This window comes from Bradyrhizobium sp. 23AC (assembly GCF_054863025.1).
On sequence record NZ_JAVAYN010000001.1, the window covers coordinates 577,664 to 593,519 of the forward strand.

At 64.9% G+C, this 15,856-nt stretch carries 14 protein-coding genes; 8 read left to right on the forward strand and 6 right to left on the reverse strand.

What is annotated here, in order from left to right:
• Positions 1 to 10 precede the first annotated feature (10 nt).
• From RAD10_RS02690 to RAD10_RS02710, 5 genes are all read left to right on the forward strand, one after another.
• Positions 11 to 886: an acyl-CoA acyltransferase gene (locus RAD10_RS02690; RefSeq protein ID WP_461616220.1), complete on the forward strand. Its 876-nt coding sequence runs from the start codon at positions 11 to 13 to the stop codon at positions 884 to 886.
• A 345-nt stretch (positions 887 to 1,231) separates the two neighbouring features.
• Positions 1,232 to 4,099: a PAS-domain containing protein gene (locus tag RAD10_RS02695; RefSeq protein ID WP_461616221.1), complete on the forward strand. Its 2,868-nt coding sequence runs from the start codon at positions 1,232 to 1,234 to the stop codon at positions 4,097 to 4,099.
• Positions 4,100 to 4,300: 201 nt separating this feature from the next.
• Complete coding sequence (locus RAD10_RS02700) at positions 4,301 to 5,278, forward strand: tripartite tricarboxylate transporter substrate binding protein (protein ID WP_461616222.1); 978 nt, start codon at positions 4,301 to 4,303, stop codon at positions 5,276 to 5,278.
• A gap of 155 nt (positions 5,279 to 5,433) precedes the next feature.
• Positions 5,434 to 5,919 carry a tripartite tricarboxylate transporter TctB family protein gene (locus RAD10_RS02705; RefSeq protein ID WP_461616223.1) on the forward strand — a complete coding sequence of 162 codons (486 nt, stop codon included), beginning with the start codon at positions 5,434 to 5,436 and terminating at the stop codon, positions 5,917 to 5,919.
• A 4-nt stretch (positions 5,920 to 5,923) separates the two neighbouring features.
• The gene (locus tag RAD10_RS02710; RefSeq protein ID WP_461616224.1) at positions 5,924 to 7,432 is read left to right on the forward strand and encodes a tripartite tricarboxylate transporter permease; all 1,509 of its coding nucleotides are present in this window, start codon (positions 5,924 to 5,926) and stop codon (positions 7,430 to 7,432) included.
• A 138-nt stretch (positions 7,433 to 7,570) separates the two neighbouring features.
• On the opposite strand, the gene RAD10_RS02715 is transcribed toward RAD10_RS02710, so the two are convergent.
• A complete protein-coding gene (locus tag RAD10_RS02715; protein WP_461616225.1) occupies positions 7,571 to 9,265 on the reverse strand; it encodes an EAL domain-containing protein in 1,695 nt (564 codons plus the stop codon).
• 223 nt (positions 9,266 to 9,488) lie between these two features.
• Here RAD10_RS02715 and RAD10_RS02720 point away from each other — a divergent pair, with 223 nt between their 5' ends.
• A complete protein-coding gene (locus RAD10_RS02720) occupies positions 9,489 to 9,749 on the forward strand; it encodes a hypothetical protein (RefSeq protein WP_038970702.1) in 261 nt (86 codons plus the stop codon).
• A 6-nt stretch (positions 9,750 to 9,755) separates the two neighbouring features.
• Here RAD10_RS02720 and RAD10_RS02725 read toward each other — a convergent pair whose 3' ends face one another.
• From RAD10_RS02725 to mtgA, 3 genes are all read right to left on the reverse strand, one after another.
• Positions 9,756 to 10,409, reverse strand: coding sequence for a hypothetical protein (locus tag RAD10_RS02725; protein ID WP_461616226.1), 654 nt, complete (start codon positions 10,407 to 10,409; stop codon positions 9,756 to 9,758).
• Positions 10,410 to 10,552: 143 nt separating this feature from the next.
• Positions 10,553 to 10,735: a 50S ribosomal protein L32 gene (gene rpmF, locus RAD10_RS02730; protein ID WP_007598106.1), complete on the reverse strand. Its 183-nt coding sequence runs from the start codon at positions 10,733 to 10,735 to the stop codon at positions 10,553 to 10,555.
• A gap of 168 nt (positions 10,736 to 10,903) precedes the next feature.
• Entirely contained in the window at positions 10,904 to 11,578 is a 675-nt protein-coding gene (mtgA, locus tag RAD10_RS02735) for a monofunctional biosynthetic peptidoglycan transglycosylase (RefSeq protein ID WP_461616227.1), read from the reverse strand.
• A gap of 161 nt (positions 11,579 to 11,739) precedes the next feature.
• Here mtgA and RAD10_RS02740 point away from each other — a divergent pair, with 161 nt between their 5' ends.
• Positions 11,740 to 12,663: a polyprenyl synthetase family protein gene (locus RAD10_RS02740; RefSeq protein ID WP_461616228.1), complete on the forward strand. Its 924-nt coding sequence runs from the start codon at positions 11,740 to 11,742 to the stop codon at positions 12,661 to 12,663.
• 9 nt (positions 12,664 to 12,672) lie between these two features.
• Complete coding sequence (locus tag RAD10_RS02745) at positions 12,673 to 13,365, forward strand: DUF1345 domain-containing protein (protein ID WP_461616229.1); 693 nt, start codon at positions 12,673 to 12,675, stop codon at positions 13,363 to 13,365.
• Between the two features lie 44 nt (positions 13,366 to 13,409).
• Here the strand turns inward: RAD10_RS02745 and RAD10_RS02750 are convergent, their stop codons facing one another.
• Together RAD10_RS02750 and RAD10_RS02755 are read right to left on the reverse strand one after the other, a co-directional pair.
• The gene (locus RAD10_RS02750; RefSeq protein WP_461616230.1) at positions 13,410 to 15,224 is read right to left on the reverse strand and encodes a caspase family protein; all 1,815 of its coding nucleotides are present in this window, start codon (positions 15,222 to 15,224) and stop codon (positions 13,410 to 13,412) included.
• A 184-nt stretch (positions 15,225 to 15,408) separates the two neighbouring features.
• Positions 15,409 to 15,837 (reverse strand): GFA family protein, encoded by a 429-nt coding sequence (locus RAD10_RS02755; RefSeq protein WP_461616231.1) that lies wholly within the window; start codon positions 15,835 to 15,837, stop codon positions 15,409 to 15,411.
• Positions 15,838 to 15,856: the final 19 nt, after the last annotated feature.

The following is a 15,856-nucleotide window of genomic DNA, read 5'->3' on the forward strand; positions in this document are numbered from 1 at the left end:
TAGGACGAGCGTGATTCACACCAAGGTGCGATGCCGCGAGATCACCGCGTCCGACGCCGAAGCGGTCGCGGACCTGCTGACGCGCGGCTTCGTCGGCCGCTCGCGGAACTATTGGATCCAGGGCCTGCGCCGGCAGGCCTTCCGGTCCGTGCCGGAGGGTTATCCGCGCTTCGGCTACATGCTCGAGAGTGACGGCACGCCGGTCGGCGTGCTGCTGCTGATCTACACGGCGCGAAAGAACGGCGAAGAGACCGCCATCCAGTGCAATCTATCGAGCTGGTATGTCGATCCGGCCTACCGCAACTATGCCCCGCTGCTAACCAAGATCGCGCAGCGGCACAAGGACGTGACCTATTTCAACATCAGCCCGGCACCATGGACCTGGCCGATCATCGAGACGCAGGGCTTTCGCGCCTATTGCCGCGGCATATTCTTCTCGGTTCCTGCCCTGGCGCGGCCCCCGCGCTGGAGCGAGATCGAGGTCATCTCGCCTCACGCCAAGACGATCGAGGGGCTGTCCGAAGCCGAAACCGAGCTGCTGACGCGGCATGCGCGCTACAATTGCCTCAGCCTGGTTTGCCGCACGCCGAAGGGAACATTCCCCTTCATCCTGCAACCGGTGCGGATCCGCCGCGGCTTCATTGCGCCTCCTGCGATGAAGCTGATCTATTGCCGCAGCGCCTCGGAATACGCCGCCTGCGCAGGCCGGATCGGCCGGCTGCTGCTTCGGCTCGGCAAGATCGCGGTGGCGATCGATTCCAACGGCCCGATTCCCGGCCTTGTCGGTATTTATACCGAGCGGCGCGGTCGCAAATACTTCAAGGGCCCGGATCGGCCGCAGCTCGGCGATCTCACCGATACGGAACTGGTGTTGTACGGGCCGTAGGAAGGCTCGGGCCAGACCATCGCTGTCGTCCCTGCGAACGCAGGGACCCATACCGCGTGATCCATCTCTAAGCCCCGATAGTTGTACCGCGGGCTCCTTCACTTCGAGCCTTCGCCAAACATCTCCCTGTGGTTATGGGTCCCTGCTTTCGCAGGGACGACACCTGATATGTTGCTCCCTCGCGGCCAACTCTTGCAGGCACCTCAGCAATCTGAACGCGCTCTCCATCGCCAGTCACCCTCCGTAAACTACTGCGCTTAAGGGAATTTTCCGGCCTCTTCGCTACCCTCGGCGGCTGAATTAGGTTGCGTTAAGTCTATTGCCCGCCGAGACCCCGCCAACCCCATGACGTCGACCCCCTACAACGAGCTTGGTGCACGCCGCGAGCAAGCCCCGGAGGCTCTGGTCGCGCTGAGCCAGCTTGCGCTCGACCACATGGAACAAGGCGTCTGCGTCTACGATGCCGACAACCGGATCGTGCTGGTCAACCAGCGTTACCTGTCGCTGTTCAACATGTCGGCCGACATCGTGCGGGTGGGCACGAGCTACCGTGAGGTGCTTGCGCATAGTGCGATGCGCGGCAACTTTCCCCAGGACCAGCTCGACACGCTGTATTCGGCGCGGATCGCGCAGATCGCGGGGGGAAAGCCGTTCCGGACCGAGCAGCAGCTTGCGACCGGCCTCGTTATGTCGCTCGAGTTGAAGCCGCTTCCAGGCGGCGGCTGGATGACGATTTGCGACGATGTCACCCGCCTCGCCCGGCTCGAGGCGGAATTGCGCGTGCAGACCGAGCGCAGCCAGCACGCGCTCTCCAACATGTCGCACGGCCTCATCATGTACGATGCCGACAGCCGTGTCGTCGTCTGCAACGAACGGTTCCTGAACCTCTACAATCTCGACCCCGAGATCGTGAGGCCGGGCGCCTCGCATCGCGAGGTGCTCGATCATTGGGTATCGCGCGGCAATTTGCCGGGCATGCCGACAGACGAATTCCATAAATCCAGACTGGAGGACGTGCGCACCAGAAAGGCGAAATCCCTGCTGGTGATGCGTTATGACGGCCGCATGGTGCAGACGGTCTCCCGCTTCCTGCCCGACGGCGGCTGGGTCACCGTGCACGAGGACGTCACCGAGCGGTTGCAATACGAAGAGACGCTGCGGCAGCAGAACTTCATTCTCGACGCCGCGATGGAGAACATGGCGCACGGGCTCGCCTTCTACGACAGCGACATGCGCCTTCGCGTCTGCAACAACACCTACCGCAAGATCTACCTGCTGTCGCCGGAGGAGACCAGGCCCGGCACGCATCTCGCCGAGCTGATCGAGCGCTCGATGGCGAACGGCGCGTTCTCTTCCGAATACAGCCCGCAACAGCTGCTGGAAGCCGCCAGTGCGAGGATCGCCAATCACGACGCCTCCCCGATGCGCCGACGGATGTCGAACGACACCGTGATTTCGGTCAGGTACTGCGCTCTGGCCGAGGGCGGCTTCGTCGCCACTTACGAGGACATCACCGAACGCGAGCACGCGATCGAGGAGCTGAGCGAGCAGTATCGCCGCTTCGACGCGGCGCTGAACAACATGGGCCAGGGCCTGTGCATGCTCGATGCGAGCCTGCGCGTCATCGTGTGCAATCGCCGCTACATCGAGATGTACGGCCTGTCGCCTGACATCGTGAAGCCCGGCATCTCGATGCGCGAAATCATGGAGCACAGCTGCGAGCTCGGCATCCATCGGAACACCACAGCCGCGCGGCTCTATGCCGATTACGTCGAGCGGCTGCGCGAGGGTGAGCATACGCTGCACCGCCATTTGAGCGATGGCCGCATCATCAAGCTCAATCACAAGCGGATGGAGCATGGCGGCTGGGTCGTCACCTACGAGGACGTCACCGAGCGCCACAAGGCCCAGGCGCGCGTCGCACACATGGCGCGGCACGATTCGTTGACCGACCTGCCCAACCGCATGCTGTTCCGCGAAAAGATGGGCGAGGGACTGAACCAGGTCGCGATCGCCGGCGGCGCGATGGCCGTGCTGTGCTTCGACCTCGACAATTTCAAGACCGTCAACGACCGCCTCGGCCACGCCGCCGGCGACCGGCTGCTGCGCTGGGTCGCGGCGCGGCTGAAGGAGAATGTCGGCGAGCACGACACCGTCGCGCGCCTTGGCGGCGACGAGTTCGCCGTCCTCCAGCGCGGACCGCAGCCGCAATCGGCGGAAAAGCTGGCTCGGCGCCTGGTCGAGGTCATCGGTCATCCGCCGCCACTGGAAAGCCAGTCGATCCATGTCGGCGTCTCCGTTGGCATCGCGATCGCGCCCGACCACGGGCTCGATGCCGACGAGCTGATGAAATGCGCCGATCTCGCGCTGTACCAGGCCAAGGCCAAGGGGCGCGGCGCCTATCAGCTGTTCGAGCCCGAGATGGAGGAAGAGGCGCGCAGTCGGCACGCGCTGGAGCACGATCTGCGCGGCGCGCTCGAGGCGCGTGAATTCCATCTGGTGTTCCAGCCGCAGCTGCGGCTCGATTCGTCCGAGCTCACCGGGTTCGAGGCGCTGCTGCGCTGGAAACATCCCTCGCGCGGCTTCGTCTCGCCGGCCGAGTTCATTCCGATCGCTGAAGAGACCGGATTGATCGTTCCGATCGGCGAATGGGTGCTGCGCAGCGCCTGTGCGACTGCCGCGTCCTGGCCCGATGTCACCGTCGCGGTAAATCTGTCGCCGGTGCAGTTCCGTTCGCGCGGGCTGGTGGCGATGGTCACGAGCGCACTTGCCGAAGCCGGCCTGCCGCCGCAACGGCTCGAGCTCGAGGTCACCGAGACGGCGCTGCTCGACGACAGCGACGCGACGATCGAGATCCTGCACCAGCTTCGCGCGTTAGGGGTGCGCGTCAGCCTCGACGATTTCGGCGTCGGCTATTCCTCGCTGAGCTACTTGCGCAAATTTCCATTCGATCGCATCAAGATCGATCGCTCCTTCGTCGGCACGCTCGGCGAAAGTCCGGAGAGCGTTGCCATCGTCCGCACCATCGCGAGCCTCGGCTCCGTGCTCGGCGTCGAAACGACCGCGGAGGGCGTGGAGACCGAGGAGCAACTCGACTTCGTCCGCGAATGCGGCTGCACCGCCGTGCAGGGCTATTATTTCGGCAGGCCGTGCCCCGCATCGGAGGTCGGCCGCACCATCGAGACGCTGAGTTCGGTCCGGCGCGTGGCATAACGGCTTCCTCAAATTCCGCCTCTCGGCACACCACCAAACGACGAATTGTCGCACGTGCCGCCTCGACCGGGATTGCCGCACCGCCCGGCGCCCGCGATCCGCGCAATGCGCTTTTCTTCTCCCTCGATTTCAGGAACAATCGCCGCGCAAGAACGAGAAACGGCGGCCCACAAAGAGGCCGCCGCGAGGGGAGGAGTTTCGATGCCGCTATACGGGCTGAAGACGATCGCATTTGCCGCGATGCATGCTGTCATGGGCGCATTGCTCTCGACTGCCGCCAGCGCGCAAGACTATCCCAGCAAGCCAATCACGCTGATCGTGCCATGGCCGGCCGGCGGATCGACCGATATCTCCATGCGCGCCATCGCCGACAGCGCCTCGAAGGTGCTGGGGCAGCCGATCGTGATCGACAACAAGGCCGGCGGCGGCGGCACGGTGGGCCCGGCGACCATGGCAGCGGCCGCTAAGCCGGACGGCTACACCATCTCGCAGATTCCGATCACCGTGTTCCGCCTGCCCTTGATGCAGGAAGTGTCGTGGGATCCGGCAAAGGACTTCACCTACATCATCCATCTCACCGGCTACACCTTCGGTGTGACCACCAGCGCGGAGTCGCAATTCAAGAGCTGGAAGGACGTCGTGGAGTTCGCGAAAGCGAATCCGGGCAAGGTGACCTATGCCACGCCGGGCGCCGGCACCTCGCTGCATATCGGCATGGAGCAGATCGCCGCGATGTCCGGCATCAAGCTGACGCAAGTTCCTTTCAAGGGCGGCGCGGAGACCAACGCCGCGGTGCTGGGGCAGCACACGATGCTTCAGGCGGACTCCACGGGATGGCGGCCGCTGGTCGACGCCGGCAAGCTGCGGCTGCTGATGGTATGGACCGGCGCACGCTCGCCGAACTATCCCGACGCGCCGACGCTGAAGGAGCTCGGCTATCCCATGGTCTATGATTCCCCCTTCGGCATCGCCGGCCCGAAAGGCATGGATCCAAAGATCGTCGCCAAGCTGCACGATGCCTTCAAGAAGGCGGTCGAGGATCCGGCGGTCGTGGCTACGCTCGCCAAATACGACATGGTGCCGAACTACAAGAACACCGAGGACTACAAGAAGTTCGTCGTCGAGGTCACGGAGTCCGAGCGCAAGGTGATCGATACGCTTGGGCTTGCGAAGAAGTAGGGCTGAGCCGCTTCCGTGTCCCGGACGCGGTGCAGCGCTTCTTCAGCGGTGCACCGCAGAGCCGGGACCCACGTTGCTACGCACCGCTGGACCCCGGATCTGCAGCGCACCACTTCGTGCTGCGCAGCGTCCGGGGAACGGCCGAGAGAGAATCGATGAACAATCCAACCAACGTCAAACTCCGCCTCAGCAATTCCGAGCTCTGGGGCGGGCTGATCGGGTTCGCGCTCGGCGGCTTCGTGATCTGGTCCGGCATGAAGCTCAAGCTCGGCACCATCAACGATCCCGGCTCCGGCTACGTGCTGTTCTACACGGGCATCCTGATGTGCGTGTTCGCAGGCGCCATCATCGTCTCGGCGGTCACCGAGGGCGCACCGACATTGGCCTCGCGCTGGGAGAATGTGCGCTGGAGCAAGCCGCTCCTGCTGATTGCCTGTCTCGTGGCATTCTCCATTGCACTGGAGCCACTCGGCTTCCTGCTGTCGTCGATCCCCCTGGTGCTGCTGCTGTTGCGGCTGATCGATCCCGTTCGCTGGACGCTGGCGATCCCGATCGCCGTGCTGGTACCATCAGGCATGTGGTGGGTGCTCAAGCGGCTGCTGCTGATCCAGCTGCCCTCGGGCCTGTTCGGGATCGGCTGACCCTATGGATACGCTTGTCAATGTCGCGCATGGGTTCGGCGTCGCGCTGCTCCCGGTCAACCTGCTCTACTGCTTCATCGGCGTCTTCATCGGAACGCTGGTCGGCGTGCTGCCGGGTATCGGGCCGATCTCTGCGATGTCGCTCCTGCTGCCCGTGACGCTGTCGGGCACGCCGGAATCCGGCATCATCATGATGGCTGGCATCTATTACGGCTCGATGTATGGCGGCTCGACCACCTCGATCCTGGTCAACATCCCCGGCGAGGCAGCTTCCGTCGTCACCTGCATCGACGGCCATCAGATGGCGAAGCAGGGACGCGCTGGCCCTGCACTCGGCATTTCCGCCTTCGGCTCCTTCATTGCCGGCACGTTCGCGCTGATCGCCTTGATGCTGGTCGCGCCGAAGCTTGCCAGCGTCGCCATCGCGTTCGGCCCGGCCGAATATTTCAGCCTGATGGTGCTCGGCCTAGTGGTGCTCACCTTCCTCACCCAGGGCTCGATGCCGAAGGCATTGCTGATGGCCTGCATCGGCGTCGTGCTCGGACTGATCGGGCTCGACAGCATCACGGCGCAGCCGCGCCTGACCTTCGGCCGCATGGAATTGATCGACGGCATCGGGCTCGTGCCCGTCGTGATGGGCCTATTCGGCGTTGCCGAGGTGCTGCTCAACACCGAGCAGGCGATCAAGCGCGACATCATCAACACCAAGATCACCCATCTTCTGCCCACCAGGGAGGACTGGAAAGCGAGTGCAGGTCCGGTCGGGCGCGGCACCATCCTCGGCTTCTTCCTCGGCATCCTGCCGGGCGGCGGCGCGGTGGTGGCGTCGTTTGCCTCCTACGCGCTGGAGAAGCGGCTGTCCAAGACGCCGGAGCGCTTCGGCCATGGCGCGATCGAAGGCGTCGCCGGACCGGAATCGGCGAACAACGCCGCGGCGGGCGGCGCCTTCATTCCGCTGATGACGCTCGGCATTCCGCCGAATGTGGTGATGGCGCTGCTGCTCGGCGCCTTCGTCATTCACGGCCTGCAGCCGGGGCCGCTGCTGATCACGCAGAACCCGGGCCTGTTCTGGGGCATCGTCGCCAGCATGTATATCGGCAACGTCATGCTGCTGATCCTGAACCTGCCGATGATCGGCATGTGGGTGCAGCTGCTCAAGCTGCCCTACAATATCCTGTTCCCTCTGATCATCCTGTTCACGATCCTGGGCGTCTACTGCTCCAGCAACAATGTGTTCGATGTCTATGTGATGATCGCGTTCGGGATCATCGGCTATTTCATGCGCAAGCTCGGCTATGAACCGGCGCCGCTGGTGCTGGCCTTCGTGCTGGGACCGATGATGGAGAACAATCTGCGCAAGTCGCTGATCCTGTCGCAGGGCGATCTCTGGACCTTTGTGCAGCGGCCGATCTCGGGGGCGTGTCTTGTGTTTGCCCTGGTGCTGCTGATCGCGCCGCTATTGCCGTCGCTGCGCAAGAAGCGCGAGCTGGTGGCGCTGGATGAGGGGGCGTGAGGAGGTCTCGTAGGGTGGGCAAAGCGACTTGTCCGCCGTAGCTCGAAGAGCGAAGGCGGAAGCGTGCCCACGATCTGTATCCATTACGGAGGAATGGTGGGCACGGCGCAAGTGCGCCTTTGCCCACCCTACGAGACCTCAGCATGCAGCAGGAAGCGCACTATCCGTTGAAGCCCCCCACGGACGCTCGCCGGATGCCAGCCCGATCAGGCGGCCCTGGATGTAGTCGCAGCCCCAGTCGCGCAGCATGCTTGCGGCCTCTTCGTCCTGCACCCATTCGGCGACGGTCTTGATGTCGAGGCGGCGGGCGAGATCGATCAGGGTCTGCACGAAGGCGCGGTCGTCGGCGGAATGGGTGATGTTCTGCACGAACGCACCATCGATCTTCACGATATCCACGCCGAGCTTGCGCAAGTTTCGGAATGAGGTGTAGCCGGCGCCAAAATCATCGATGGCGATACGGCTGCCGAAATGCTTGAGGCGGCCAACGAAGGCGCGGACGTCATCGATGTCCTGGATCGCGACCGTCTCGGTGATCTCGACGATCAGCCGCTCGGCAACGCCGGGATGGGCCTGCATCAGCGATTCGATGCCCGCCCACCAGTCCGGATCCATGGTCGTATCCGGCGAGATGTTGAGGCTGAGGCAGATGTCGGGCGCGGCGGCGAGCTCGGCCACCACGAGCTCGAGCACACGGTGATCGACCAGGCGGATCAGGCCGAGCCGTTCGGCGACCGGCACGATGTCGGGCGCGAGCAGCACCTGGCCGTCGCCCTGGTCCATCCGCACCAGGCATTCATGGAATGCGCGCTCGCGCGAGCCGGCCGAAACCACCGGCTCATAGGCGAGCTTGATGCGGCGCTCGTTCAGCGCGGTGACGATTTCGTCGGTGACGCGGATGTTGACGCGGCGCTGGGCGTCGCGTGTGGCATCCGGACGCCATGCCGCGAACGAGCCGACGCGGCGGCGCTTCGCGGCATCCAGCGTCTCATGGGCGCGGTTGACGGCCTCGTCGGTGTTGCGGGCATAGCGCGGTACGCTGACCGCGCCGATCGAGGCGGTGACCGAGACCGGACCGGATTTGGTCGGCACCACCTCGTCGCGGATGCCGGCGAGGAAGCGCTCGGCGGCGACATTCATGTCGTCGACGGTGCAGTTCTTCAGGATCAGGCCGAACTTGTTGCCGGAAAAGCGGCCGAGCACGTCACCGCCGCGCAGGCGCGAGCGGATGCGCTTGGCGATGTCGAGGATCACGGCGTCGGCAACGTCGAAGCCGAAGGCGTCGTTGACGCGGGCGAGATGGTCGATGCCGACCAACATGAAGGCCGCGGTCGAGCGGAAGCGGGTCGTCTCCTCGATCGCCTCGGCCAGCGCGGCAATCAGATGAGAGCGATTGAGCTCGCCGGTCAGCGGATCGAGCCGGGCGAGCTTGGTCAGCTCCTCGTCGCGGGCGTGGCGTTCATTGTTGATTCGGACCGAGCCGATCGCGCGCACCGGGCGGCCGTCGGGGCCGGCGAACCAGCGGCCGGTCTCCTCGATCCAGATCACGGGATCGGCGGCGCTCATGCGCACGCCGTACTCGACCCGGTAGGGCGTGCCGTCGGCACCATGCACGGCGTAGGCTTGTGCCAACGCAGCGGTCCGCAGCGATGACGCGGGCTCGATCAGCTTGGCAAATTCGGCGCCCGTCGCCAGCCGCTCGGCGGGAATGCCGGGAAAGACGCTGGCGACCTGGTCACCCCAGACGATCGCATCACTGCCGATGTCCCAGGCAAACACGGCCTGGCCGAGGGCGGCCAGGATGTCGGAGGCTTGCGGTAATGCGGGGGTCAAAATCGCCTCGTTTCGGGACAGCGGGAAAGTCCTGAGCTGACACAGGATAGAGCTAGATTCGTCCCCAACCCTAGGCAAAGTTGATAAACAATTTGGAAACCACGTTTCTACAGGCCGGGGGAACCAAACCGGCCCGTCCGGCATAGGCCTTGCGAGTACTGACACGCACCCGGCGCCAGCGTCCCGAAACGCGACAGGCTCTGCCGGATCAACGGTGATAGCGATGTTGAGTACCGATCGATCGGACGCGGCGGAAAACGGCACGGGTACAGCCCTGGTGCCGCTACTGCCGGTTTTGCAATGGGTCCACAAGACGCCGTTGCCGCGCCCCGATCCGAGCTTCGTCGCCCAGCTGATCGCCAATGCCGAACACCTGCCTCAGGCAAGCCGGCTGCGTCGCGCCTCTTCCGAGGATGCGCAGACGGCCTATGGCGGCAAGCGCCCGCTGCAAAGCGTCAGCGCGCGCACGCGGCAGGTGGCTTGAGATCGATCAGCGCGGCGGCGTGTCGGGGGACGGAGACGTGCCGTCACCCGGCTGCAAATGCGGCGAGGGGACTTCCGGCGAGGGCGTGCTCTGCACCGGCTTCGGTGCGGGAGGATCCATCAACACGGATTCGGCGACCGACTGTGCCGAGGGCGCGGGCGGTGCCGCCGGTGCTGCGATCGGCGCGGACACCGGCTCGAACTTGGGCTCGGCCGCGGCATCGCCCACCGGAGCTTCCACCTGACGCTTGGCCTTGCGTGGCGCCGGCACCGTTGTCTCGGCGACATAGGTGACGCGGCGGCGCGTGCGCTGGGCAATTCCGCCGAGGAAATCGGCCATCGCGAGCAGCACCAGCAGGAAAAAGGTCGAGTTGCCGAATTTGGGCCACATCACGAATTCGGCAGCGGCCGCGCCGAACAGGATCAGTGACAGCAGATGATCCATCAGGAATTTCGAGCCGGGCCGCGCGCCCTTAATAACTTCGAGCAGCAGCAGCACGATACCAAGCGCCAGCATCACGTCGGCAAGCGTGATCGGCCAGGTCTCGCCTGACACCATCGGCACCTTGAACAGCACATCCGTGAAGGACACGGTTGGCATCAGGAAGGCGATGATGTTGTAGACCGCGAGCGGAATCAGAAGCAGCGGGAAACCGACCATCGGCGAAATGCCTTCTCGATCAAGATATCCAGACAGGACAATGCGGCGGCGAAGCATTAGCTCCGCCGCCGCCACTGTCATATCTCATGGGTTGGCCGAAATCAGGCAGGCCCAATTATCCTGCCTGGAGAAAGGTCCTTAACTCAGGACTCTTTCTTCTTCAGGACCTGACGGCCCTTGTACATGCCGGTCTTGAGGTCGAGATGGTGCGGACGACGCAGCTCGCCGGAGTCCTTGTCTTCCACATAGGTCGGCTTCTTGATGGCGTCTGCCGAGCGGCGCATGCCACGGCGCGACGGCGAGGTTTTTCTTCTCGGAACGGCCATTTCAATATCCTCTAGGGATTGGTGTTATCAGGGCATCGTCCGCGAGGGACGGCTCAGCACCCGCAATCCGAGGCGAGCTGAATGCCGATCAAGGCCGCGCTTATAGAGGAAGGCTGGCCGCAAAGCTAGGCTCTTGGGCCGGAAAATACGCCCGGAAAGGGCCCAAAATCAGCGATTTTCCCGCCAGCAGGTCGCAAGCGAAGAGGCCTGCGCCCTTGCCACATAGGTCCCGGCCAGCCGCCGGACGCCCGGGCCGGGGGTTTTGGCGCTGCGTTTGACCGGATTCGGCAGGATCGAGGCCAGAAGGGCTGCCTCCCGGGGGGAGAGGCCGGCGGCCGATTTGCCGAAGGCATAGGCGCTGGCCGCCCCCACCCCGAACTGGCCCTGCGGGCCGAGCTCGGCGATGTTGAGGTAAATCTCCAGGATCCGCGGCTTGGGCAGGACGAGATCGATCCAGAGCGCCAGCGGGAATTCGAGCGCCTTGCGGACGAAATCCCGGCCCTGCCAGAGGAACAAATTCTTCGCGACCTGTTGGGTGATCGTGGAGGCGCCCCGGAACGGCGTACCATCCTCCTGTGCGTCGTCGATCGCTTCGCGCAACGCGCCCCAATCGATGCCGTGATGCTTGCAGAAATGGGCATCCTCGGCTGCAACCACCGATCGCGGCAGCGAGGGCGACATCGCCGCCAGATCGATCCATTCCCGCTGCATCGGCGCACCGCGAAGCGAGTGCCACGCCATCAGCGTCGAAACCGGATGGCCAGCGCGGTAGAAGGGCGCGATCACATAGGGCGCGAGAATGACGACCGCGAGCGCTACCAGCAGGATTTTGACGATGCGCAAATCGACCTTTCCGGCATGGAACGAAACGCGGCCACGGCTCTCCCCATTAAGTCTGTGATAATTCGGGCCTTTTCCAGCACTTTTTAGGCCTTCCAAACGATTGACTGGGGCGGGCGCATAAAGGATTGTCCCGCCGAATTTTAGTTCTGGAGCCCTTCTTGATGACCGGCACGTCCCCGTCCGATTTCGCCAAGCGTCTGGACAAGACCGCTGATGACACCGAGGCCCTGCTCGGGCGCCTGTTGTCGGACGACATCCTGCACGATGAGATCGCCCGGCCCAAGCGACTGATGGACGCAATGCGCTATTCGAGCCTGAACGGCGGCAAGCGTCTGCGCCCGTTCCTGGTGGTCGAGAGCGCGGCTGTGTTCGGTGTTCCCCGTGAAGCCGCGCTGCTCGTCGGCGCCGCGCTCGAGTGCATCCACTGCTATTCGCTGATCCACGACGATCTGCCCGCCATGGACAATTCGGACCTGCGCCGCGGCCGCCCGACCCTGCACAAGCAGACCGATGACGCGACCGCGATCCTCGCCGGCGACGGTCTGCTGACGCTCGCCTTCGACATCGTCACCCGCGACGAGATTCATCAGGACGCCAATGTGCGGCTGCTGCTGACGCGCGCGCTGGCGCGCTGCGCCGGCATCGGCGGCATGGTCGGCGGCCAGATCCTCGACCTCGCCGGCGAAGGCCGCTTTGGCGGCAACGAGCCGATCGACGTCGCCCGCATTCAGCAGATGAAGACCGGCGCGCTTCTGCGTTACGGCTGCATCGCCGGCGCGATCCTCGGCCAGGCGTCGCAGAAAGAATATCAGGCGCTCGACGATTACGGCCGCGCGCTCGGCGAAGCCTTCCAGATCGCCGACGATTTGCTCGACGTCGAAGGCGATGCAGCCGCGCTCGGCAAGCCGGCCGGCGCCGATGCCGCACTCGGCAAGACCACCTTCGTCACCCAGCTCGGCATCGAAGGCGCCAAGCAGCGCGTGCGCGACCTGCTTGCGCGGGCCGACAGCGCGGTCTCGATCTTCGGCGATCGCGCCGCCGTGCTGCAGGCCGCCGCGCGGTTTGTCGCCGAGCGGAAGAGCTGACACGCATCGATGGCGGCCGAGGGCAAAGAAGATCCCGTCCTCGTCCGCTTCCGCCAGATGTCGCGGCCGATGCGGCTGCTTTACGCGCGGCCGCGGACCTTCATCGCGCTCGCGGCCGGCCTCCTGGTCTGTCTGCTGCTGCCGGGCTCGCACCGGCTGGTGACACGGCTCCTGTTCGGCTGGGATGCGCTGATCGCGGTCTATCTCGTGCTGGTCTACGCAATGATGCTTTGCAACGACCATCACCACATCCGGCGCGCCGCCGCGATGCAGGACGACGGCCGTTTCGTGATCCTGCTGGTGACGGCGACCGGCGCCTTCGCCAGCATCGCCGCGATCGTCTCAGAACTCGGCACACCGCATCGGGGCGTGTTGGAGCTGACCATCGCAATCAGCACCATCGCGCTGTCATGGGCCGCCGTGCACACGACCTTCGCGCTGCATTACGCGCATGATTATTATCGGAACGCCAAGCCGGGTGGTCTTCAGTTCCCGAGCGGCGACAAGGAAGACCACGCCGACTATTGGGACTTCGTCTATTTCTCGTTCGTGATCGGCATGACCGCGCAGGTCTCCGATGTCGGCATCACCGACAAGACGATCCGCCGCACGGCCACGGCGCACGGGATCGTGTCGTTCATCTACAACACAGCCTTGCTGGCACTGACGGTCAACATCGCGGCGAGCGCGATTGCGACCTGACGTCGTCCCGGCCTTTCGGGACGACGATCTGGATCATGCATGCCCTAACGACACACCTCGGCATTGGCATCGTTGCCGGGGCCGCCGCCGCCGCGATATTCGAGGTGGCAACCACGGCTGACCGGGCGGCAGCCAGTGCTATTGCAGATGACTTGCCCGCCACCAGCGGCGCGACCGGCGCCGGCAGCAGCAGCAATGCCGGCCGCGGCACCATAGCCGCCCGCCGCGCCGCCGGCCTGAGGACGCTGCCGGGCGGGACGTTCATCACCGTCGTCGCGCTTCGCCGTTGCAGGCTTGGCCGGCTTGGCGGCGCGCTTCTTCTCGCACTCATTGTCGTCGTTGACCGCATAGCCCTCACGGCAGACGATCTTGGTGCACTTGTCGCCATCGGCCTTGAAGCCGTGCTCGCAGACCAGCGGGCAGACGCGTGACGGCTTGGCCTTGACCGCATCCAGCGCATCCGTGCTCGCCACCTTCACGTCGAGCTTGGTGCCGGCATAGCGGTTGAACTGCGACAGCGAGCGCTGCGAGGACGTGCTCCAATTGCCGTCGGCAGAGCCCGAGAAGCAGCCGACGCGGCCGAGCTCGGTCTGCACCGAACGGCTGAGATCGGCCGGCGCGGTCGCCGGCGTCAGAGAGGCAACGTTGCTGCCGGCGGGGCTCGCCGTGCTGGCCGGCGCCGCGCTCGGGGCCGCAGCGGCGAGATTGACGCGCTGCTGCTCAGCGGCAGCTGCCTGCTGCTGCGCCTGCTCCTTGGCCTTCTGCGCAGCGAGCTGCGCCTGCTCGGCGGCCTTCGCATCGGCCGCGGCTTTGGCCTGCGCATCCTTCTGCGCGCCAAGCGCCGCGAGACGATCGCGTTCTGCCTCGGCCTGTTTCGCCTTCTCGGTGGCAGCCGCATGGGCCTGCTCGGCACCAATTTTCTCGACTTGAAGCTTGGCGAGGCTCGCATAGAAGCCATCGGGATGCTGGGCGAGGAAGGCGGCCCACGCCGCCTTGTTGCCGACCTGGAGCGCGAGCTCGTAATCGCGGCGGATGTCGGCCTGCGGGTTCGGCGCGGGCGCAACCGTTGCTGCGGCCGTCACCTTGACCGGAACCAGCGGCACGTCCTCACCACCGAGGGAGCCGTAGACGAACGGCTCCTGCTTGTTGCCGGTCGACTTGAGCACGTCGTCGCGCACGAAGCCGAAGGCGCGGCGGACGTCGAGGCCCGGCGTCGTCAGATGCTTCGACAGCGCGACCGTAAAGGGACTGTTGGCCCCGTCGCCGTCCTGGGCGGTGAAGCCGGCCTTCGCCGAATAGGCGATCAGCGTGTTGGGGCTGGTCGGCTCGACCTGGGCGAGGCCCCGGCCGATACCGCGCGCGGCCACCGTGCGCTTCATGGTCTTGCCGAACGGATTGTCGCGGCAGGCATCCAGGATCACCAGCCGAAGCTGTTTTGCCGGTTCGACGGCGACCAGGACGCGGTCGAGCGAGAGCGCCTCGTCATAGACGTCGGTGTCGCGCTCGAGCTTGGCGTCGACGGGGATCAGATAATTCGAGCCCTCGACCTCGATGCCGTGGCCGGCATAGTAGACCACGGCGATGTCGGCATTGCGGGTCGCATCGGCAAAATCGCGCAGCACGCGCCGCGTATCCAGGGCCGATAGATCGTGCCGGAAATCGACGCTGTTGAAACCGGCCTCTTTCAGCGTCTTCGCCATCACCGCACCGTCATTGACGGGATTGGTGAGCGACGGCGCGTGCTGATAGGCCGAATTGGCGATCACCAGCGCGACGCGGTTGCCGGCAAAGGCGGGATCTGTGCCGAACAACAGCACGGCGGCGAGGAGAAGCGGGCAGAGTCTGAGCAGGTTGCGCATGACACGACTTCCGAAGTTCGGGACGTTTCGGTCCCCCTTGGGACCGCTTTAGCAGGATCCGGTGCCGGCGCTTGTGATGGAGGTCACCAAGGCCGCGCCGGCGACAGCCCGAAGGTCCCCCTTTGTTTGTCGCGCCAGCGCGGTCGCGGTTCGCTGCCAAACAGGCGTGCAGACCGAATTCCCCCTAGGCATCGCCAATATGCCCCCGATATTGCGGCAGATTGTCCGTAATCTCGTGCCAGGGCGCCTTCGAGGCCACGAAGATGTGGGCGCTCGGCCGGATCGAGGGGGCATCAACCAGGGTTCCCATGGCGACATGGACCCATTGTCCTTCCCGCACCCGGGAATAAAGCAGCGAGCCGCATCGCCCACAATGGGCGTCATGGGTGGTGTCGTCGCCGAAAATCATCCGCCGGTCCCCTCCCCGGACAATGCGGAGCTTGTCCTGCGCGATGCCGGCGAACGGCTTGAAGGCGGAGCCGGTAGTGCGACGGCAGTTCGAGCAGTGGCAGTTCATCGCATAGGAGAACGCATCGGCCACCTCAAAGCGCACGGCGCGGCAGTAGCATTCACCGATCAGGATACGAGCGTTCGAAGTTTCTGATCCGGTCATTCCAACACCCTCGCGCGAT